The 19904-nt window shown below is 63.1% G+C and carries 17 protein-coding genes; 9 read left to right on the top strand and 8 right to left on the bottom strand.

Annotated features, from left to right (window positions below; translation table 11 throughout):
- The first annotated feature begins 95 nt into the window (after window positions 1–95).
- The 3 genes from ACSQ24_RS13625 to ACSQ24_RS13615 all read left to right on the top strand — a co-directional run bounded on the left by ACSQ24_RS13625 (window position 96) and on the right by ACSQ24_RS13615 (window position 2633).
- Entirely contained in the window at window positions 96–1643 is a 1548-nt protein-coding gene (locus ACSQ24_RS13625; RefSeq protein WP_436095192.1) for a winged helix-turn-helix domain-containing tetratricopeptide repeat protein, read from the top strand.
- A 407-nt stretch (window positions 1644–2050) separates the two neighbouring features.
- Window positions 2051–2293 (top strand): hypothetical protein, encoded by a 243-nt coding sequence (locus ACSQ24_RS13620; RefSeq protein ID WP_436095191.1) that lies wholly within the window; start codon window positions 2051–2053, stop codon window positions 2291–2293.
- Window positions 2294–2438: 145 nt separating this feature from the next.
- A complete protein-coding gene (locus tag ACSQ24_RS13615) occupies window positions 2439–2633 on the top strand; it encodes a hypothetical protein (RefSeq protein ID WP_436095190.1) in 195 nt (64 codons plus the stop codon).
- Window positions 2634–2759: 126 nt separating this feature from the next.
- Here the strand turns inward: ACSQ24_RS13615 and ACSQ24_RS13610 are convergent, their stop codons facing one another.
- A complete protein-coding gene (locus tag ACSQ24_RS13610; protein ID WP_436095189.1) occupies window positions 2760–3932 on the bottom strand; it encodes an acyl-CoA dehydrogenase family protein in 1173 nt (390 codons plus the stop codon).
- A gap of 132 nt (window positions 3933–4064) precedes the next feature.
- On the opposite strand from ACSQ24_RS13610, the gene ACSQ24_RS13605 reads away from it, so the two are divergent.
- Entirely contained in the window at window positions 4065–4757 is a 693-nt protein-coding gene (locus ACSQ24_RS13605) for a winged helix-turn-helix transcriptional regulator (RefSeq protein WP_436095188.1), read from the top strand.
- Window positions 4758–4852: 95 nt separating this feature from the next.
- Here the strand turns inward: ACSQ24_RS13605 and ACSQ24_RS13600 are convergent, their stop codons facing one another.
- Window positions 4853–5758: a LysR family transcriptional regulator gene (locus tag ACSQ24_RS13600; protein WP_436095187.1), complete on the bottom strand. Its 906-nt coding sequence runs from the start codon at window positions 5756–5758 to the stop codon at window positions 4853–4855.
- 135 nt (window positions 5759–5893) lie between these two features.
- On the opposite strand from ACSQ24_RS13600, the gene ACSQ24_RS13595 reads away from it, so the two are divergent.
- The 5 genes from ACSQ24_RS13595 to ACSQ24_RS13575 all read left to right on the top strand — a co-directional run bounded on the left by ACSQ24_RS13595 (window position 5894) and on the right by ACSQ24_RS13575 (window position 14365).
- Complete coding sequence (locus tag ACSQ24_RS13595) at window positions 5894–6364, top strand: cyclophilin-like fold protein (RefSeq protein WP_436095186.1); 471 nt, start codon at window positions 5894–5896, stop codon at window positions 6362–6364.
- Between the two features lie 377 nt (window positions 6365–6741).
- A complete protein-coding gene (locus ACSQ24_RS13590; RefSeq protein ID WP_436095185.1) occupies window positions 6742–7200 on the top strand; it encodes a (2Fe-2S)-binding protein in 459 nt (152 codons plus the stop codon).
- Window positions 7197–9497: a molybdopterin cofactor-binding domain-containing protein gene (locus tag ACSQ24_RS13585; protein WP_436095184.1), complete on the top strand. Its 2301-nt coding sequence runs from the start codon at window positions 7197–7199 to the stop codon at window positions 9495–9497. The genes ACSQ24_RS13590 and ACSQ24_RS13585 overlap by 4 nt, the downstream gene beginning before the upstream one ends.
- Before the next feature lie 410 nt (window positions 9498–9907).
- Window positions 9908–13492 (top strand): autotransporter outer membrane beta-barrel domain-containing protein, encoded by a 3585-nt coding sequence (locus ACSQ24_RS13580; RefSeq protein ID WP_436095183.1) that lies wholly within the window; start codon window positions 9908–9910, stop codon window positions 13490–13492.
- A 645-nt stretch (window positions 13493–14137) separates the two neighbouring features.
- Window positions 14138–14365 carry a hypothetical protein gene (locus ACSQ24_RS13575; RefSeq protein WP_436095182.1) on the top strand — a complete coding sequence of 76 codons (228 nt, stop codon included), beginning with the start codon at window positions 14138–14140 and terminating at the stop codon, window positions 14363–14365.
- 93 nt (window positions 14366–14458) lie between these two features.
- Here ACSQ24_RS13575 and ACSQ24_RS13570 read toward each other — a convergent pair whose 3' ends face one another.
- The 6 genes from ACSQ24_RS13570 to ACSQ24_RS13545 form a co-directional block, all read right to left on the bottom strand.
- Window positions 14459–15271: a glycosyltransferase family 2 protein gene (locus ACSQ24_RS13570; RefSeq protein ID WP_436095181.1), complete on the bottom strand. Its 813-nt coding sequence runs from the start codon at window positions 15269–15271 to the stop codon at window positions 14459–14461.
- 31 nt (window positions 15272–15302) lie between these two features.
- Window positions 15303–16055 (bottom strand): LuxR C-terminal-related transcriptional regulator, encoded by a 753-nt coding sequence (locus tag ACSQ24_RS13565; protein ID WP_436095180.1) that lies wholly within the window; start codon window positions 16053–16055, stop codon window positions 15303–15305.
- 303 nt (window positions 16056–16358) lie between these two features.
- Complete coding sequence (locus tag ACSQ24_RS13560; protein WP_436095179.1) at window positions 16359–17039, bottom strand: LuxR C-terminal-related transcriptional regulator; 681 nt, start codon at window positions 17037–17039, stop codon at window positions 16359–16361.
- A 255-nt stretch (window positions 17040–17294) separates the two neighbouring features.
- Window positions 17295–17960 (bottom strand): response regulator, encoded by a 666-nt coding sequence (locus ACSQ24_RS13555; protein WP_436095178.1) that lies wholly within the window; start codon window positions 17958–17960, stop codon window positions 17295–17297.
- The gene (locus tag ACSQ24_RS13550) at window positions 17957–19138 is read right to left on the bottom strand and encodes an ATP-binding protein (protein ID WP_436095177.1); all 1182 of its coding nucleotides are present in this window, start codon (window positions 19136–19138) and stop codon (window positions 17957–17959) included. Before ACSQ24_RS13550 ends, ACSQ24_RS13555 begins: the two co-directional genes overlap by 4 nt.
- The gene (locus ACSQ24_RS13545) at window positions 19113–19670 is read right to left on the bottom strand and encodes a methanogen output domain 1-containing protein (protein ID WP_436095176.1); all 558 of its coding nucleotides are present in this window, start codon (window positions 19668–19670) and stop codon (window positions 19113–19115) included. The genes ACSQ24_RS13550 and ACSQ24_RS13545 overlap by 26 nt, the downstream gene beginning before the upstream one ends.
- Window positions 19671–19904: the final 234 nt, after the last annotated feature.

Genomic DNA, 19904 nt, shown 5'->3' with positions numbered 1-19904 from the left:
GACTTGGCCTGAAAGAAATCTGAAATTCTTCTCAGGGAAGACTGAAAGGGTCCGCCGTTCCCGGCCAGCGGTTCCAGATCCCGGGAGAGGGGTTGATGTCGGGTCAGCGCTACACCTTTGAAAGGTGGCTCCTCGATTGCCGGGGCGGCGTCCTGACCAGCGAGAACACCGCGCTCCCGCTGCGGCCGAAGAGCTTCGAGGTCCTGCGATTCCTCGTCGAGAATGCCGGCCGCGTCGTCTCGCGCCAGGAGATGCTCGATGCGGTCTGGCCCGCGACCACGGTGACCGAGGAATCCCTGACCCAGTGCATCAGCGAGGTGCGCCACGTCCTGGGCGTCGCCGGGCAGCGCATCATCAAGACGGTGCCTAAACGCGGCTATCTGATCACGGCCGTCGTCGAAACCGCGGACCCGCCCGAAAGCCGCCTGTCCGAAACGACGGCGACGGTGCGGGATGGCCCCTCGGTCGCCGTACTGCCATTCGCAAATCTGAGCGGCGACGTCTCCGAGGAATACCTCAATGACGGGATCAGCGAAGACATCATCAACGCGTTGTCTGCTTTCGCGGAACTCTCGGTCATCGCCCGCAATTCCTGCTTCCGCTACAAGGGCCGGGCGATCGACATACGCGAGATCGGCCGGGAGCTCAGTGTCGGCTATATCGTTGAAGGCAGCGTGCGCAGGTTCGGCGAGCGGATCAGGATCACCGCACAGCTCGTCGATGCCAGGTCGGGCAGCCTGCGCTGGTCCGAGCGCTTCGACCGCACGCTCGGGGATATTTTCGCCGTTCAGGATGAGATCACGGACTCGATCGTCAGGATCGTCATCGCGCATCTTGGCAGCGCCGAAAGGGAGCGCGTGGCGCAAAAGCCACCCAGTTCCTGGAGCGCCTATGACCTGGCCATGCGAGGCGACCACGCGATGCGGATCTATCTGCGGTCATGGGCCGCGCACGATCTCTACAGCGCGCGACAGCTCTTCGTGGAGGCGCTGAAAGCCGATCCGGACAATGCCGGAATCTGCGCGAAGCTGGCCGGCACCTATATCCGAGCCTATTCCGAGCCCGACGATCCGGACTACGGGCGCGCCACCGTCCTGAAGCGGGGCTATGACCTGGCGAGCAAAGCCGTTCGCCTCGATCCGAACCTGCCGCTGACGCGCGCCCAGCTCGGCTGGGCCCTCTCCTGGATGAGCGAGCCCGATGCCGCAGTTCGCGAGTTCGATCGGGCCTTCGCCCTCAACCCGAATTTTTCCGACGTCCGCTTCCCCGCTGTGCTGATCTATGCTGGCGCGCCGATCAGGGCGCTCGAGGTCGTGCAGGCCCATCTGCGCCTCGACCCGTTCCACCCTCCGTTCATGTACGCGTTTCAGGGGCACGCGCTCTACGCACTGAAGCGCTACGAGGAAGCGGTGATGCCTCTCCGGGAGTGCATCCGGCGCGCGCCTCAGGTTCTCCTGGCGCATGTCTGGATCGCCGCGACATTGGTACGTCTCGGGCAGTATGCCGAGGCGAAAGCCATCGCCGCGAAGATTCTGGAGCGCTCGCCGAACATGTCCGTCCGGCACTGGCCGGCGCTCGCCCTCTACCGAAATCCCGAGGATGCCGAGCACATGATCGAGGCCCTGCGCGATGCCGGTCTTTAGTGATTAAGACGTATCCGTAGACAGCGAGCTATACGCGCCGCCGGATGCAGCGATCTGCGCTCTCACTGAGTTCCAGCCTGCGCTACAAGCCGACATTGAGAACCTGCCCGAAGCGGATGCACGGACCGGCGGGCGTCCCGATGCCGGTACACGTCGTCTCGCTTCGACGCGTTACATGGATCCGACGGTTCACGACTATGTTTCTTGAGAGGTGCGGTCCTGGGGACGATCCCCCAGCCGCAGTGCGCCATGAGCAGACGCCGGATGTTAGCTCGCGACCCACAGTTGCAGTTCCGAAGGCCTGCTTAGAGCGCCGCCACCCGCCTGCTGCAAATCGTTCGCCTCTGGTTCATGTCGACTTCCCGACAATCGACGTCGTCCGCTACCCGAGCGGCAAGAGGTTGCGAATGAACCAGGCGCAGAGGCGCGGACTGGCCCGGCTCATGCTCCGTTGGCCGCAGCGTCGGACGGAACTCATAGACAGATGCGACCAGGATACGCGATTCCTCGAACTATCCGAAGCTTACGAGGCCGCGTGCGGGGCGGCGGACTACTGGGCGAAATCGGGTTCGCCGGAAGCACAGATGCGTGCGGAAGAGTACCGCGCGCTCGCTTTTGAGATCGAACGCGACATTGATGAGCTCTTTTAGCCTCGCCATTGCCTTGCGGATCAAGCGTCGAGTTCGATAGCAGGACTGCCTTGAACCCTTTGCGGACCTGGCATTAGGCGCCATAAATCGGACTTCGGACGTTTCCGACCGGCGCGGACGCGCCCTCATACCGAAGGCAACAGTGATGATCGCGGCCTACATTGACGAGTTCATCATGTTTTGCGCAGGCCTATGGATGACGGCCGTCGGCCTCGGTTATCTGCCGTTGCCCGGCAATGCCACCAACCAGCCTCACTGGGTTACGACGCTGGCTGGCCACTTCAAGTGGATGGGTCCGTTGTTACTTGCCATCGCCATCGCTCTGGCGATGGCGTCCTAGGCGCTCTCGCAAGCCCTCTATCAGACCCGATCGCGAGGTTCGCCTTGAAGGCGCGGTCCTGGGCGTCGGCCGCGAGCTATCCATGAGATGTTGCTTCCTCCTCCTCGTCCGGCACGTATCGGCCTGTCAGAAAATCGAACCCGTCGGCAGGCCCAGCGCCATTGCACCGGCATAGCGTGCCTGTGGGCTGGCCTGGAGCGGGTGAAAACGCGCCCCTTGGATGTCACGGAAGCGCCGCTCCAGTCCCGTCGCCCGGTAGAACGACGCGCCGCCTGCCAGCTCCATCGCCAGATCGACGGCTGCAATCGCGTGGCGGGCAACCAGGGTGCGTCCGATCATGACCTCGTTGACCGTCTCGGCGCACGGCGCGTTACGCGCCACCGTATCCAGCATCCAACGGTGTGCGAGCTGCGCGGCCCGCAATTCGGTGTCCATGCGCCCGGCCAGCGACGGGTCGGATGCCTGCTTCTTCTTCGCGATCTCGATGGCGATGTCGCGGGCACTCTCGGCAACTCCGAGGTAGACAGCATAGATCAGCGGGAAAGCGACGGTCGCAATTGTCTCGAAAACAGGGTGCCACTCGCCGGCCTTGCGCGAAAACGCGACATTCGCGGCGGGGATGAAGAGATTCTCGATCACGACATCGTTCGACGCGGTGCCACGCATGCCCAGCGTGCGCCAGGTATCCTCAATGCGCACCGCCGACGACTTCATCGGCGCACCGAAGTGAATGACCGACCGGTTCCCGTCTTCTCCTTCATGGATCGCTCCGGTCATCAGGATATCGCCGGCTTCGGCGCCGGAGGTGAACACCTTCCGGGCGGTGATACGGTAGCCGTCGCCGTCCCTCTCGGCCTTTCCCGATCCGCCGATCCAGTCCGAGCCGCCGGACGACAACAAAATGATTTTCTCCGCGGCGACCCGTTTCAGCAGGGGTTCCACAGCAGCGATCTTCTGGTGCCGCCAACGCCAAGCGGGGATGGCGACCTGATGGGTGTGCATGGAAAAAGCCAGCGCCGTGGAACCGCATGCCCTTGCGAGCACGCGCAGCATCTCGGCGAGCTCGGATATCTCGGCGCCGCCGCCGCCGAGTTCCCGCGGGACGCCTGCTTCGACCAGACCCGCCTCCTTCAGCAAGTAATAGTTCTCGCTGACGAAACGGTCATTCTGGTCGATCTCGGCGGCACGCGCGGCGAGTATCGGCGCAAGATGGCGCGCCGTTTCCACGACATTGGCGGGAGAGGCGGTGCCTCCGACGAATGACGGGGCCGAGGCTTTCGAAGCAGTGATCGTCGACATGGTGTCCTCCATTCCTGCGAGGTAGAAGGATCACCGTTGAGGTTCCGGGCTTCTAGTTCAGCAACTGAACTGCTGGCGTTTTCCGTGTGACCCCGATCTGGTACCATCCGCCAAAGAAAAACGGGGTTCGTCATGAACAATCGCGGCGGCTATGGCCAGTTCTGCCCGGTGTCGATGGCCTCGGAGATATTGTGCAGTCGATGGACGACGCTGGTCGTGCGAGAATTGCTCTGCGGCAGTACCCGATTCAATGACCTGCGGCGCGGCTTACCGAAGATGTCGCCTGCCTTGCTCTCGAAACGGCTCAAGGAATTGCAGCAGGCCGGGGTCGTCACCGTGTCGCGCAAGACGACGGGCTCGGCTGAATATCACCTTTCCGAGGCCGGCGAGGAACTGAGATCGTTGATCATGGGCCTCGGCAATTGGGCGCAACACTGGATGGAATCGCGGCTTTCGCTCAAGAACCTCGACCCTTCATTGCTGATGTGGGACATGCGCCGGAGTCTCAACGTCAAGCTGCTGCCGGCGCATCGCTGCACGATACAGTTTCTGTACCCCGAACTTCCGGGGTCACAAAAGAGGTGGTGGCTGGTGGCGGCCGACGGTGCAGTCGACCTTTGCAATTTCGACCCCGGCCATCAGCTCGACCTGCTGGTCACGAGTTCCCTGCGCACGATGACGGCGATCTGGATGGGACTGACGACGATCAAGAAGGAGTCGGACATCGGTCAATTGGAGATCGACGGCGATCAGGCCCTGGCTTGCTCCATGCAACAATGGCTGGGGCTCAGCGCCTTCGCCTTCGAACCGCGTCGGGTGCAGTGACTGACGTGACGATCTTGCGCGAGGTTTGGTAAAAAGACGGGTTGATCCGCGCCATTGCAGATATTGGCGAGGAGCCGGAAAGCAGGCGCAGAAGCTTACGATTCGGATCGATTCCGATGCCGCAGTGCCTCGACGATGACCTTGAATGCAGGAAGGTTCTGGCGGCGGCTTGGATAGTAGAGGAAATAGCCGTCGAAGAAGGGGGACCAGTCGTCGAGCACCTGGATCAATTCGCCCGAAGCGATCTGCCGCTCGACGATATCCCCGGGGACATAGGCGATGCCGTAGCCGCTCACCGCCGCGTCGATCATGGCGTAGGAATTATTGAAGGTCAGCTGGCCGCTGACCCGCACGCGCAGCTCCTGGCCGCCCTTCTCGAACTCCCAGGCGTAAAGTCCGCCGGCTGTCTCGTGGCGCATGTTGATGCAGATATGCCGGACCAGATCCTGCGGATGCTCAGGCGCGCCGTGCGTGGCGAGATAAACGGGTGACGCGACCGCCACCAGTCGCCAGTCCGGGCCGATGCGGACCGCGATCATGTCCTTCTCGACGCTCTCGCCCAGCCGGACGCCGGCATCGAACCCCTCCTCGACGATGTTGCGGAAGGTGCTGTCGAGGATCAATTCGACACTGATGTCGGGATAATCCCGCAGGATCGGCTTGAGCTTCGGCCAGACCACGCTTTCCAGCGCGTGGTCGGACAGGGTCAGCCTGATAGAGCCCGACGGTTTGTCGCGGAGCGCGGTCAGTGCAGCGATCTCATCCTCGATCTCGGCGATGCGCGGCGTGATCGTCTGCAGGAGCCGCTCGCCCGCAGCCGTAGTCGCGACATTGCGCGTTGTGCGGCTCAGGAGCCGTATGCCCATGCGTGCTTCGAGCTGCTTGATCGTGTGGCTGAGCGTCGATTGCGCCACGCCGAGCTTCGCCGCCGCCCTGGTGAAGCTGCGTTCTTCGGCGACGACCTGGAACCAGGTCAGCTGATTGAGATCGGTCCTGCCCATGAAGGTCCTCGGCACGTCGTGACGCGCGACATTATTCGGATAGTTCGATTAATGCATTCGGATTTCAGCGGCTAATCGTTTTATGGCGAAGCCCTTAGCTTGCCCGGCCATGCCCCGGACCGCATCGTAGGCGATATGACAGACGGAATCGTGCCGCTCTCACGTCGCGCGCTGCTGACAGCCGCCGCCGGACTCGCGCTTTGTCCTGCGGCTCGCGCTCAGCCCGACAAAGCCTCGCAGCGGAAAGGAGCCGCCATGCGCCTCAGATTTGCCTTCGGGGATCAGGACTTCACGGCGACACTGGAGGACAATCCCTCGGCGCGCGACCTGTTCTCAATGCCGCCGCTGAACCTGACGATCGACGACTACGCGAACAACGAGAAGATCGCCTATCTGCCGCGCAAGCTGACCGAAGCGGGCAGCAGCGCCTTCGGCAGCGAACGACCGGGCGACCTCTGCTACTATGCTCCGTGGGGTAACCTCGCCTTCTTCCATGCAGGCTACCGCTGGTCCCAGGGCTTGATCCGTCTCGGCCGCATCGACGGCCGCATCGAGCCCTTGCTGGTACGCGGTAAATTCTCGCTGAGCATCGCGCCCGCGACCTGATCCTCATATCGCTCGGGGCGGGAAAGCTAGCTCCGTCAACGTGGACATCGCAGGCGCGCGCCCGACAGACCTGTGGGCACGAGCAGCAAGATTTATGCTCCGGGTCGATCGATGCAATCGGATTGCACCGCTAATCGGTTCGACCCGATGCTGCTAACGTCGATATGCGACCGGCTCGGAGAGCGCCGCGATTTGCTCGGAGAAAAGCAGATGAGCTCAGGCCAGCGCGCGCATTACCGCGATTTTCTCTCACGATAACTTGCGCAGGTGCAGCTTGCGTTCTGCCGCCCGGAAGCGCTGCATGGCGTTAATCAGAGCCTCGCTGTCGCATGTCACGACGGTCCTGGAATATCCGGGTCGCGAAGAAGGAGATGCTGATGACCACCCTCGTCGTGAACGGGACGGAGCGCCGCTACGACGGCGATCCCGAGATGCCGCTGCTCTGGTATCTGCGGGACGAGCTCGGTCTGACCGGCACCAAGTTCGGTTGCGGCGTCGCCGCTTGCGGAGCATGCACCATTCACCTCGACGGAATGGCCGTACGCGCCTGCCAGACACCGATCTCGGCGGCAGCAGGGCTCGCGGTCACGACCATCGAGGGATTGTCTCCTGATGGCAGTCATCCGCTGCAGGCCGCCTGGCGCGACCTCAACGTCTCGCAATGCGGCTACTGCCAGCCCGGTCAGATCATGCAGGCCAGCGCCCTGCTGAAAGAGTCACCCAACCCGAGCGACGAGGACATCGACGGTGCGATGAGCGGCAATCTCTGCCGCTGCGGAACTTATCCGCGCATTCGCGCCGCGATCAAGCAGGCAGCGAAGGGCGCGCGCCTATGACCGGGCACCTTCCGAATTTGAGTGGCGCTCTCGCCAATGTCAGTCGGCGGGGCTTGCTGCAGGGCATGGGCGCCGGCGTTTTCGTGCTCGCTGCGGGCCTGCCCGTCGCAACGCCCGCGCAGGACAAGAAATTCGGCGCCGACGGGATGCCGAACGGCTGGCGCGACGATCCGGCGGTCTTCATCTCTCTGGCCGAGGACGGCTCCGTCACCATTGTCTGCCATCGCTCGGAGATGGGGCAGGGGGTGCGCACCTCGCTCGCGATGGTGGTCGCGGACGAGCTCGAGGCCGACTGGGCCCGGGTGCGCGTCACGCAGGCCTGGGCCAACGAAGAGCGCTTCGGCAACCAGGACACGGACGGATCGCGCAGCCTGCGCCATTGGTTCATGCCGATGCGCCGCGCCGGCGCAGCTGCGCGGACGATGCTCGAACAGGCGGCGGCAGCGCAATGGGGCGTTGCGGTTGCCGAGGTTCGCGCCGGCAACCACGCCGTGGCCCACGCCGCCAGCGGCCGCAGCCTGAGCTATGGCGCACTTGCCAGGGCTGCATCGGCTCTGCCGGTGCCGGATCGTGGCAGCGTCCGGCTCAAGCAGGCCTCCGCCTTCCGTTACATCGGCAAGGATACGATCGGCCTCGTCGACAATCAGGACATCACCACGGGCAAGGCGGTCTACGGCATCGATGCCCGCATCGACGGCATGCTGTTCGCCGTCGTCGCCAGGCCGCCGGTCTATGGCGGCAGGGTCGCCTCCCATGACGCGTCCGAGGCCTTGAAGGTGCCAGGTGTGGTGAAGGTCATCACCATCGATCCGCCATCGATCCCGTCCGAATTCGAGCCGCTCGGCGGGGTCGCGGTCATCGCCCGCAACAGCTGGGCCGCGATCAAGGGGCGCGAGGCGCTGAAGGTGACCTGGGAGGATGGTCCGAACGCGGTCTATTCCTCGGACAGCTACCGCGCCCGTCTCAGCGAGGCGGCAAGCAAGCCTGCCAAGATCGTCCGCAACGACGGCGACGTCGAGCGGGCCATGGCCGGAGCGGCCAAGCACGTCACGGCCGAGTACTACATTCCGCATCTTGCCCAATCGCCGATGGAGCCGCCGGCGGCGCTGGTCCGCATCGCCAATGGAGAGGCCGAGGCCTGGGCCTGCAGCCAGGCCCCGCAGGTGACCCGTGCGCGTCTGGCCAAGCGGCTCGGCCTGCCGGTCGAGAAGGTCAAGGTCAACATCACCCTGCTCGGCGGCGGGTTCGGGCGCAAATCCAAGCCCGATTTCGTCATCGAGGCCGGGATCTGCTCGCAGGCGATGGACGGCGCGCCGGTCAAGCTGATGTGGACGCGCGAGGACGATCTCCACCACGGCTACTACCATACGGTGTCGGTCGAGCGGCTCGAGGCCGGGCTCGACGCCTCCGGCAAGGTCACGGCTTGGTTGCATCGCAGCGCAGCGCCGACCATCGGCTCGATCTTCGCTCCCGATCCCAAGCATGAATTGCCGTTCGAGCTCGGCATGGGGCTCGTCAACCTGCCATTCGACATCCCGAACATCCGGGCCGAGAACCCGGAGGCGCCCGCCCATGTCCGCATCGGCTGGTTCAGGGCCGTCTCGAACATCCCGCATGCCTTCGCGGTGCAGTCCTTCGTCGCCGAACTCGCCCATGCCGCCGGCCGCGACCCGAAAGACTACCTGTTGGAACTGATCGGCCCAGCGCGGCTGATTGATCCGACCAGGATCGGCGATGTCTGGAACCATGGCGAAGATCCGCAGCGCTATCCCATCGACACGGGACGCCTGCGGCGCGTGATCGAAACCGCGGCTCAAGAGATCGGCTGGGGTCGCAGCTTGCCCAAGGGCAGCGGGCTCGGCATCGCCGGTCATTACAGCTTCGTCAGCTACATCGCCGTCGCGGTCGAGGCGGCCGTCGACGGGCGCGGACGGCTATCGATCCCGCGCGTCGACATCGCGATCGATTGCGGGCCGATGGTCAATCCGGATCGCGTCCGCTCGCAAATGGAAGGCGCTGTCATCATGGGCGCCGGCATTGCGAGCTCGGCCGAGATCTCCTTCAGGAACGGCCGCGCCGAACAGGACAATTTCGACACCTACGAGCTGACGCGAATGGATTCGGCGCCGCGGGATATCCGCGTGCATCTCCTGCCCGCGGGCGATTACGAGCGGCCGCTGGGCGGCGTCGGCGAACCCGGCCTGCCGCCCGTTGCGCCAGCCATCGCCAACGCGGTGTTCGCCGCGACGGGCAAGCGGATCAGGCAATTGCCGATCCGCGATCAGCTCGGCGCCTGATCGGCCTTCTGCAGGCTCGCCCGTAGTCCGGGCGAGCCTGAGGAGCCACAGGAGCGTCTCGCGAATTGCAACGACATATCGAGACGGAGGCGCGCCATGTCCTCCATCGGGACGCCGCATTCGGGAGCACTATACTTCATTCTTCGCTCGCGTGATGCGCGAGGGCTGGACGTCGTGCCATCGCCCGAAAATGGATATTTGCGTTTTGACGATGGCGGAGACGCGCATTCCCGCAACAAAAATACTAACCTCGTTCGGCCTTCGCTGAATATCGAGGCCGACGGTGTAACTTGCCTTCCGACTTGGCTCGCTTCACGTTGCCCGAACGATCGACTCGCTGAGAAGAGGGATTTTATATGTCTCGCATAGGAGCTGGCGCGCGCTCCTTGAAGATTCCCGCAGCGATTCTGTTGTCGGCCTCGACATTTGCCACCGCAAGCGCGCAGACCCTGAGTTTCGGCCCGGCCGGCGCCGGTGGCTCCGGCCCTTGGGACAACACCACCGCCAATTGGTTCAACGGCTCGACGGCCGTGCCATGGGCGAGCGGAGGCACCGCCGCTTTCGGCGGGGCCGCGGGCACCGTGACCGTGAACGGTACGGTTGCAATGGAGGGCGCAACTTTTATTACCAACGGCTACAACGTCACTGGCGGCACGCTGACCCTGAGCGGGATCACGCCGACGATCACAACGAATGCCGGGATCTCGGCAATCGTCAATTCGGTGATCACCGGTCCGGCTGCTCTGGTGAAAGCTGGCGCTGGGACACTCACCATCGGCAACGGCGCCAATGCCTATACGGGAGGCACGACGGTATCGCAGGGCGGTCTGGTGTTCGGCGGGAATGGCGCCCTCGGCAGCGGGACCGTGACGCTCGGCGACGCGAATACCGGAGCGTCGAACGTTTCGCTGCTGGCCAATTTCGGGAATTTCTTTTCACCACAAAAGATTGCGAACGATATCGTCGTCAGCGGCTCGGGCACCGGCACCGCCTCGATCGGCTCGACGTCCTTCAACCCCGGCAGCAACGGAACCATCTACACCGGCACCATTACCTTGAACCGGAATGCCACGCTCATTAGCGGAAACACGGACCGGACCTCATTTCTCGGAAAGATCACCGGCACCGGCGACATCACAATCGCGGGCTCCAGGGTTACCCTCGACAACAGCACCAACGATTTTGTCGGCAACGTCACGATCAGTTCAGGCTCCATCCTGCAGACGAATGCAGCCAACGTTCTGCCTAGGACCGCCACCGTTACCATCCTCGGCAACGGTGTGCTGCGGTTCGTCAACACGGGAGATCAGACGATCGACGGCCTCAACGGTTCGTCGAGCGCTGTCATTACCTTCCTTGCCGGAGGTCGGCCGAACCTGACGGTCGGCGCGTCGAATGGCTCGGGAAACTTCGCCGGGTCAATCGGGAATGTGATCGCGTCCTTCACCAAGCTCGGCGCCGGCACGCAGACCCTGTCCGGCGCCAACACCTATCTCGGCCGCACCACGATTTCCGGCGGCGTCCTGAGCACGCAGCTCCTGGCCAATGGCGGCGCCGCCAGCGGCATCGGCGCTTCGACCAGCGCCGCCGCCAATCTGGTCCTGGACGGCGGCACGCTGCAGTATACGGGCATTGCCGCAAGCACCAACCGCCGGTTCACATTGACGACGAACGGAGGCGGTCTTGATGCCTCCGGCTCCGGCGCGCTGAATTTCACGGACACGACGCCGATCACGTTAAGCGGTACAGGTTCGCGCACCCTGATCCTGACAGGAAGCAGCAGCACCGCCAACACGTTGGCCGCCATCCTGGGCGACAACGGCGGACCGTCTTCCCTCGTCAAGACTGGGTCTGGCAGATGGGTGCTGACGGGGAGTCACAGCTATACCGGGTCGACGACCATCTCGGCCGGCACACTCGCCCTGTCGGGCTCTGGCTCTATCGCAAGCGCCTCCAGAGTGATCGCCGACGGGACCTTCGACATCTCGGGCGTGACGGCTGCCAGTTCGAGCATCAAGAGCCTTGCCGGCAACGGCAGTGCCACCCTCGGCTCCAAGACGCTCGTCATCACCGCCGCGAACGATACCTTCTCGGGCGGCATTTCCGGAAGCGGCGGGTTGACGATCAGCGGCGGCACGCAGACGCTCGCTGGCGACAGCACCTACACGGGCGGCACGACGATCTCGGCCGGCACGCTGCAGCTTGGCAACGGCGGCACCTCGGGGTCGATCGTCGGCGACGTCGTCAACAACGGCGCGCTCGCCTTCAACCGTAGCGACACCCTCACCTTTGGTGGCGCCGTCTCGGGCAGCGGCGTGATGAACCAGATCGGCAGCGGCACGACGATCCTGACGGCCGTCAATCCGTTGACCGGTCCGACCAATGTGAACGCGGGCACGCTTGCGGTGAACGGCTCTCTCGCCGGCTCGGCCGTGACGGTCCGGTCCGGCGCGACGCTCGCCGGCGACGGCACGGTGGGGCCGACCACGCTCCTGACCGGGGCTCGGATCGCGCCCGGCAACTCGATCGGCACGCTCACCGTCAACGGCGCCTATGCACAGGCGGCGGGAGCCACCTATCGGGTCGAACTGGACCCTACGACGACGACCTCCGACCTTATCCGGGTGAACGGCACGGCGGCGCTGGCGAGCGGCGCCGGGCTCGCCGTCGTCAACTCCACCGGCGCGCCTTACGTCGCCGGCCAGCGTTTCACGATCCTGACCTCGACCGGGCTGACCGGGAGCTACGGCTTCGGCGACCAGGTCTTGACGCCCTTCCTGAACCTGCGCGACGCGTATGACGCCAACAATGCCTATCTGACGGTGATCCAGACCAGGACCGTAGGCAGCATCGGCACCACGCCGAACCAGATCGAGGTCGGCAAGAGCGTCGACAGCCTGCCGGCCGGCAACCCTATCCAGTCTGGCATGATCAATCAGCCGACGCTGGATGCGGCGCGCAATGCGCTCGATCAGGTCTCCGGCGAGATCCACGCCTCGGCCCGCACCGCGCTGATCGACGAGAGCTGGCTCTTGCGCAACGCGGTCAACGACCGGCTGCGCTCGGCCTTTGGCTCAGTTGGGGCTCAGCCGATGGCGACGCTGAACTACGGCTTTTCCGCCGACCTCGCCCCGAGCGTGCATGGGCCGATGCCGTCGCTCAAGCCAACCGACCGCTTTGCGGTCTGGGGCCAAGGCTACGGCTACTGGGGCAAGACGGACAGCGACGGCAATGCCAGCAAGCTGACGCGCTCCAGCAGCGGCTTGCTGCTCGGCGCGGATGCGGCAGTGTTCGACAATCTGCGCTTCGGCGTGATCGCCGGCTACAGCCGCAGCGAGTTCGACGTGAACGCGAGGCTCTCCTCGGGCGAGAGCGACAACTACCATCTCGGCCTCTATGGCGGCGGCCAATGGGGCGCGCTCGGGCTGCGCCTTGGCGCGAGCTACACCTGGCACGCCATCGAGACCCGCCGGGCCGTCACCTCCGCGGGCTTCGGCAGCAATCTCCGCGCCGACTACGACGCGGGCACGGCCCAGGTCTTCGGTGAGGTGGGCTACCGCGTTGATCTCGGTCAGGTGGCACTCGAGCCCTTCGCCGGCCTCGCCTATGTCAACCTGCACAGCGATGGCTTTAGCGAGACCGGCGGGGCTGCGGCGCTGACCGGCCAGAGCGACGATACCAGCCTCGGCTACTCGACGCTCGGCCTGCGCGCTGCAATGACCGCCCGCCTCGCCGGCATGGACTTCTCCCTGCGCGGTACCCTCGGCTGGCGCCATGCCTTCGGCGATGTCAACCCGAAGGCGGTCCTCGCCTTCGCGGGCAGCAACCCGTTCAGCATTGCGGGCCTGCCGATCGCCAGGGACGCTGTCCTGGCTGAGGCCGGGCTCGATCTTGTGCTCGGCGCCAACGCCACGCTCGGCGCCTCCTATGCCGGCCTGCTCGCAGAGGACGCCCAGGACCACGTCTTCAAGGGCGTGCTAGCGATCAGGTTCTGAGGATAGGCTCAGACGAGAAAGCCGAACTCCGACTCCACAAAGTTGCATTGGCAGCGATCAGTATGCGCCATGTGTGGACGGCTCTCCGTTGGCAAGGGCCTTTTGAACGCTTTTGCTGAGCTGGTCGGTGCGGCCATGTGTTCGACCTGTTGGTGCGGCGCGCATGGCCGCTGGCCATAATGCCCTCCGCGAGGTCGGGTCCCGACCAAAAGCACGCGCTTGAAGGCGCTGTGGCGCGAATGGTTTTCCCGTTCTTCGGTTCGACCGAGTTCGCGAGCGCTACCGATAGTTGGCGAAACCACCTGATCGCAAAAATCCCCAAAAATTCAACAAAAACAAGAGCCGAAAAATTTGCCGGGCTGCGGACCGGCCTGGGATGCAATAAAAACATTTTTCATAAATAAATCAATGTCTTAGACTGATCATAATATTAGAGTGGGAGTGAGGCGTAAAGCAGGCAATAGCCTAAGGCTGCAGCAATTTACGCCGCCCGTCATGCTGGCGTACCGGGCTGCCCCTCATTGCTCCGAAGCACTAATCCCGATGGCCCGTAAAGATATCTCCATGTGTCATTGATGGAGATGGTCGTGGGTCTAGCGTCAGGTCAGTTGATCAACTCGCGGGCAATCCGCTGGGGACGTGCTGATGACCATCGCTCTCATCGTCGTCATGGCGGTATATCTCGCGATCGCAAGCCTGATTGCGCTCAATTCTGTGTTCGAAGCCGAACGTTGCGTCCTCGCCGCCAAGGATCTCGTTGTTATAGTTCTGGTCAGCGTGGCATGGCCGATCGCTGGCTGTGTGCTGCTGTTGGCGCAGGCTTGTCTGAGACTTTTCCTACGAAGGCGCTGGTTGCTGCCGGTGGTGCGCTGACGCTCTGATCGCTTGGAGGCTGGCGGCTCCGGCGAACACCTCGCTGTCCGCCGGCCGCTATTTCAAAGCAAATCTGGTCTCACCTAGCGGGCCTCAGAAATGCGCCTTCGGTTGGAGCTTCAGCGTTGCCCGCGTCGAATCCGCCATCTTCGACAGCAACCAATCGGGGTTGCCGAGGTTGAAATAGGTCTTCAAGGCCAAACGCCAGAACAGACGCTCCGCCTGCGATGACGGTCCGTGTTGCGCGAATATCCTGGCGCATTCGGCAGTGGTGCGGCTTCCGTGGATCGCGCTGTTGTTGACGCCCGTTCTCCTGAAGCAGGCAATCGGTCGGCCGATCCGTCCATAGGGTTCCTTTGTCAGGGCCCGGCAAAACATGTCGTAATCGCCGGCGTCCCTGTAGGAGATGTCGAACCCGCCCAGTTCCTCGAAGAAGGTCCGGGAGAAATAGGTCGCCATGTGCATGATCGGGTTCCAGCCCAGGCAGACCAGCATCGCGGGCGTCATCCAGTTGGGAGGCGCCGCGAGCCCGCCGAGGCTATGACCGCCTGAATCGATCCATCGGATCGCGCCGACCACCCAGCGCCGGCGGCTCCTGCGATAGGTGTCCACCACCGCGGCAGCTGCTCCCGGCAGCATGACGTCATCGGCGCCAAGGAAGCCCAGCAACTCACCCGACGAGTTGAAGGACCCCTTGTTGATGGCGTCGAAGATGCCGCTGTCCTTGCCCTGCATCACACGCAGCCCGTAGCTGCGGGCGAGCTCGACGGTTCCGTCGGTGCTGCCGCCATCGACGATGACGTGCTCGATCTCGATGTCGCGCGTCGCATTGCGGCGCGCGGACTCGATGCATTCCTTCAGATAGTCGACGGCGTTCAGCGTCGGGGTCACGATTGTCACGATCATGGATGCAGCTCCGCCGCTGAGGCCGGCTTGTTCACGAGAACCGCGGCGAGTTCGCCACGTCCTGTCTCGCAGCCATCATCGGCAGGTGCTCGTCTTCAGCTGCGCCGGACTCTTCGGCCACCGGAATCCGGGTCACTGCGTTCTGCATCGCCCACATGGCTGCTTGGGTACGATTCCTGACGCGGACCTTCCGCAGGATCGCCTTGACGTGGACCTTCACCGTGGCTTCGGCGATCTCCAGCTTGCGCGCGATCACCTTGTTGGATTCGCCGAGCATCAGCCCCTCGAGAATGCTCACCTCGCGGGCCGAAAGGCCCTGGAATGGCGAGCCGTCTGCCCGCCTTTGCACGCCCTGGAGGAGACGCTGCGGCTCGACTGCGATCTCGGAGAGTTGTGACAGAAGTTCGGGTGGAAAGACGGCGCCATTGGCAATGACGACTTCCAGTGACGTGATGAGATCTTGCGCCGAAATGGATTCGACGAGATAGCCCACCGCACCAAGCTGAATGGCGCGACGCATCAGTTCGCGGCTGTCGCGGAGGGCGAGCGCCACGATCTTGGCGCTCTTGAACTGCCTTTTGATATCGCCGACGATCGAGCAGGACATGTCGTCGATCACGACGATGAAAAGATCAGGAATTTGCTGGCTGGCTTCCGGCCTGTAGAGATCACAACTCGTCGTTCTCTGGCTTACATGGAAGCGTGCACCATCCAGCAACTTCGTGATGCCTTCTCGAAGCAAGGCGTTGTCGCTCAGTACAGTGGTTTCGATGATTTCAGGCATCGGTACTCCCCTTTTACTCGAAACAAGACTGCCTTAGCCGGCGCAACGGGGAGCGTCAGCTCGCCATTGCGTCAGCAAAAATACTTCACCACGTTGCTAGAGAAGCCTTCAGGTAAGGTACGCTTGGTCTAATCAATTATGAGCACTGGATAACGCAACGGTATGCGAGCAACCAGAATTTCATCGTTAATAATTAGTTCATTCGGATGCATCCGTCTTGTCGGGAAAATTACTATCCCGTCAGGATAATCCTTACAACGAAAGCTGTATTTGGCCGCCGATTTCGATCTCAGGCGAGCGGTCTCAGCCTGTCGGATCGACTTTGAGGATACGAAGCAGGTCCTTCGCGAGCACCGCTGCTTCCGTACGGTTGCGGACATTGAGAGCGCGCATCAACGCGGAGACGTGAATTTTCGCTGTTGGCTCGGCAATGTGGAGTGCCTGGGCGATTTCCCGGTTCGAAAGCCCATCAGCCAGCAGTGCCAGGACATCTTTCTGCCGACGCGTCAGTCCGAACGGTGTCTGCTGTGGGCCGGCGCGACGCTGCGGTGGTTCGCGCGCACTATGCCCCTCTACCGAGGACCCGAATGACGTCAGCCCGCGCGGGACCGCGAGGCGTCCGGCGAGAACCTCCTGGACCGCTTCAACGATCTCGTCATCCCGTTGCAATTTCGAAATAAAGCCGTGAAAGCCTTCCGCGATATAGTGGAGGACCTGATCGAAGGTGCCATTACTCGATATGACGATATAACGCGTCGTCGTCGAGGCTCGCTTGAAGTCCCAGATAACCTGCGGTTCGGTGGAGCCGGTCATACGCAGGCTGACCAGCACGAGATGGATCGGCTGGTCTTCCATCAGGCAGCGCATCAGGCCTTCGAAATCTGGAGCTTCCAGAAACTCGGCGTCTGGCAGCGCGGCCTGCAGGATCGTGCGCAGACCCGTGCGGTAAAGCGCATGTTCGTCGGCAACGAGGATCCTTGTCATGTCTGCGCCGCCGGTCTGCTCGCCTTTGCAACGAGGGACGCGACCGCGCGGGTGGGCTCCGCTGGTCGCAGGCGGCCCTCAAGCGCAGGCTTCTGAGCCCCCGAGCAATGTCGTAGCGGCAACGGTTCTTCCAGTCGCTACGCTCTTCGGGAGATGGGGTTACATGGCGCTTGGCCATTATTGTTGCCGCCACGCCAAGTTGAGTACTCCGCGCAGCGCCAAATGCGACAGCTCAGCTCGCCGATGGCATAGCCACTACTGTGAGACGTCGAGGATCCAGCCATGACTGGCGCCATATCTGATAATGTCGAGGCGCGAGTGTAGCATCAGTTTCTTGCAGGCTCTGTAGCGGTAGGTTTCGACCGATTTGATGCCGAGGCCGACGCGCCGGGCGATCTCCTTGTTGGAGTGGCCGACGGCGGCAAGGCGCAGGACCTGCGTCTCACGATAGGTCAGCGTACTGGCCGCGACTGCCGGGGCCGCACCGGAGGCCGGACAAAGCTTGCGTATCCATTCCGAACGGAAGTCCTCTAGATCGGAATCGATGTAAACGCCGCCGCTCAGCACCGTTCTGATCGCCTGTGCGACCTTCTCGCTCGCCGAAGCTTTGAGGACATAGCCGCAAATGCCTATCCTCAGCGCCTTCTGGACATAGCTCGGCTCCTCGTAGTGGGTCAGCATGACGATCCGCGTATCGGGCGCTCCTTCGAGGATGCGCTCGGCCAACATCAGGCCGCTCATGCCCGGTAGCCCCATGTCGAGCACGGCGATGTCGGGGCATTGGCCGCGGACGAGCGCAAGCGCCTCGGATGCGCAGGTTGCCGTTCCGACGAGTTCGAGATCGGGCAAGCCGAGCACGAGGGCCTGCAGCCCGGCGAGTACAACCGGGTGGTCGTCGACCAGGATGAGACGTGCCGTCATGACGGGACATCTCCAGGCAAGTCGCAGGTCAATGGAGCAGCCGCGGTGACGATGGTGCCCTTGGCGAAGCGCGGGCCTATCGCCAGCGTCCCACCGATATCGGCCAGGCGTTGGCGCATTCCACGGAGTCCGATGCCTGCCGCGTCGCCCCCTTCCGGCTCCGTCACTTCCGCGGAAAAGCCGATGCCGTCGTCGGCTATGGTCAGCGAGAGCATGCCGCCGGCAAATTCCAGGACCACATCGACCTTTCGAGCGCCGAGTGCATGCTTGAGCACGTTCGTCAGGGCTTCCTGAGCGACGCGATACAGCGCGTTCTCGACGTCGATCGGCAGCGGGGCTGGCTCGTTCCCCTTCGTCTTGAACGAGAAACCGAGTCTGCCATCGGCCGCGACGGATGCCACCATCGATTCGATGGCGCGGGCAAAGCCGAGCTCTTCGATGAGGCGAGGTCGCCCGTTGACGACGGCATGATGGATCTTGCGCCCGATTCCGGCGACGTGCTCGGCGATTTCGTCGAGGCGCTTTTTTGCGGGCCCCTTCGCGCTATTCTGCAGGGCTCGTAGCTCCGCAAGGACGACGGCCATCTCCTGCCCGGCATGATCATGCAGGTCCCGGGCGATGCGCTCGCGCTCGTCACAGCGGATGTGGTTGATCTCATCCTGCAGTTCGTGCGTTCGCGCCTCGACGACGCGCAGCGCTTCAGCGACGAAGCAATATTGTTCGACCAGTCGCAAGCGGTCGCTGCGCAACTCGTCGAACTGCTGCACGGCAACGCGTTGCTGCCGCTCCGCGGTCAAGCGCCTCATCCGCTCCGCGGCCGCGGAAAACCGTGTATCGAGCACTGGAAACAGGCGCAGAAGGAGCGTGGCCGGGCGGCTTCGGCGTCGGGGGGTCAGCACATTGCCGAAGCAGCGATAGTCGACTGTACCATCCGGGCCATCAAAGCTGACTGGTTCGATCAGTGGCTGGCGCGAGCCTGAGCAGGCGAGAAGATAGGTCCGCAACGCATCGACCCTGCTCGCGCACAGATCGAGCAGCGAGGATATCGAGTTCGCGGGATCCAGAAGCTGGCTTGCAGCACGATTGAACGCGTGGACGCTTCCATCGCTAAGAGCAATGACCGACGGCTCGAGATAGGCTTCGAGGTCCAGTTCAGGGCGAAGCTGTAGATGCATCATCTCGGAAGTATTCCCTTGTATCGGGGCCCAATTCCGTTCGCTTCAGGTTGAGGACTACGCGGCAGCTGGCGGCTCCTCTTGCGATCGTTTGCTCAAGATCGACGGCAGCGTACCCGACGGTGTTGGCTGCCATTCGGCCAAAGATGTTCGAGGTCAGCATGCACAAGGAGGGATGGTTCGACGCCGCTGCTCCGAGAGGGCATGCGCGGTTGCCGAACACGATCCGATCCTCATCTTGCTCGATCAGGGAAAAGTCTCCGCCTGCGCGGTTCTTCAAATCGATCAGAACGTCGACCAGCTGGCTTCGGTTGAGATTTTGGACGCCTAGCGCTGCCTTGTACTGCTTCTCGACATCGGCTCCCAATCGCGCGGCGATGCTGCTGACATAGGCGCAGGCATCCTCGACCCCCGCAATGCTCTCCAACAGCTCCGCCATGCTGGCGACCAGGGTGTTGAAGAGGCCATGGTGGTCGAACTCGATGTCAAGCGAGCCGACGTTCGGCGACGTCGCGTCGGTGGCAGATGGAGTCACAGTGATTTGCCCTCCTGGGTAGATCGCTGCCCCGATGAGGGGGCGTCCGGTGGTGGCGTATCCGTTAGATCGTCTTGTGGTCTGGAAGCGGATGGATCCTTTCGCGGCGGAGCAGTTTGATATGTGTACTTTCGTGGTGAGCTACGTTTGAATCTTGAGCATCGAACTCGGAATTCTAGCACGGAAAACGCGACGTCTTTAACAAATGTAGGCTCGGATATATTAAAAATAAGC

It is taken from the genome of Allobosea sp. LjRoot237 (genome assembly GCF_964253285.1).
Taxonomy (GTDB): Bacteria; Pseudomonadota; Alphaproteobacteria; order Rhizobiales; family Beijerinckiaceae; genus Allobosea.
The sequence above is the reverse complement of the archived record's forward strand: the minus strand, read 5'-3'. Positions and strand labels throughout refer to the sequence as shown.

Excerpts from the sequence above, each read along its gene's own strand:
- ACSQ24_RS13620 (WP_436095191.1), top strand. The coding sequence starts at position 2,051 with ATGAACCAGGCGCAGAGGCGCGGACTGGCCCGGCTCATGCTCCGTTGG.
- ACSQ24_RS13560 (WP_436095179.1), bottom strand. The coding sequence starts at position 17,039 with ATGACAAGGATCCTCGTTGCCGACGAACATGCGCTTTACCGCACGGGT.
- ACSQ24_RS13565 (WP_436095180.1), bottom strand. The coding sequence starts at position 16,055 with ATGCCTGAAATCATCGAAACCACTGTACTGAGCGACAACGCCTTGCTT.
- ACSQ24_RS13610 (WP_436095189.1), bottom strand. The coding sequence starts at position 3,932 with ATGTCGACGATCACTGCTTCGAAAGCCTCGGCCCCGTCATTCGTCGGA.
- ACSQ24_RS13595 (WP_436095186.1), top strand. The coding sequence starts at position 5,894 with ATGACAGACGGAATCGTGCCGCTCTCACGTCGCGCGCTGCTGACAGCC.
- ACSQ24_RS13555 (WP_436095178.1), bottom strand. The coding sequence starts at position 17,960 with ATGACGGCACGTCTCATCCTGGTCGACGACCACCCGGTTGTACTCGCC.
- ACSQ24_RS13600 (WP_436095187.1), bottom strand. The coding sequence starts at position 5,758 with ATGGGCAGGACCGATCTCAATCAGCTGACCTGGTTCCAGGTCGTCGCC.
- ACSQ24_RS13550 (WP_436095177.1), bottom strand. The coding sequence starts at position 19,138 with ATGATGCATCTACAGCTTCGCCCTGAACTGGACCTCGAAGCCTATCTC.
- ACSQ24_RS13570 (WP_436095181.1), bottom strand. The coding sequence starts at position 15,271 with ATGATCGTGACAATCGTGACCCCGACGCTGAACGCCGTCGACTATCTG.
- ACSQ24_RS13625 (WP_436095192.1), top strand. The coding sequence starts at position 96 with ATGTCGGGTCAGCGCTACACCTTTGAAAGGTGGCTCCTCGATTGCCGG.
- ACSQ24_RS13590 (WP_436095185.1), top strand. The coding sequence starts at position 6,742 with ATGACCACCCTCGTCGTGAACGGGACGGAGCGCCGCTACGACGGCGAT.
- ACSQ24_RS13585 (WP_436095184.1), top strand. The coding sequence starts at position 7,197 with ATGACCGGGCACCTTCCGAATTTGAGTGGCGCTCTCGCCAATGTCAGT.
- ACSQ24_RS13575 (WP_436095182.1), top strand. The coding sequence starts at position 14,138 with ATGACCATCGCTCTCATCGTCGTCATGGCGGTATATCTCGCGATCGCA.
- ACSQ24_RS13615 (WP_436095190.1), top strand. The coding sequence starts at position 2,439 with ATGATCGCGGCCTACATTGACGAGTTCATCATGTTTTGCGCAGGCCTA.
- ACSQ24_RS13605 (WP_436095188.1), top strand. The coding sequence starts at position 4,065 with ATGAACAATCGCGGCGGCTATGGCCAGTTCTGCCCGGTGTCGATGGCC.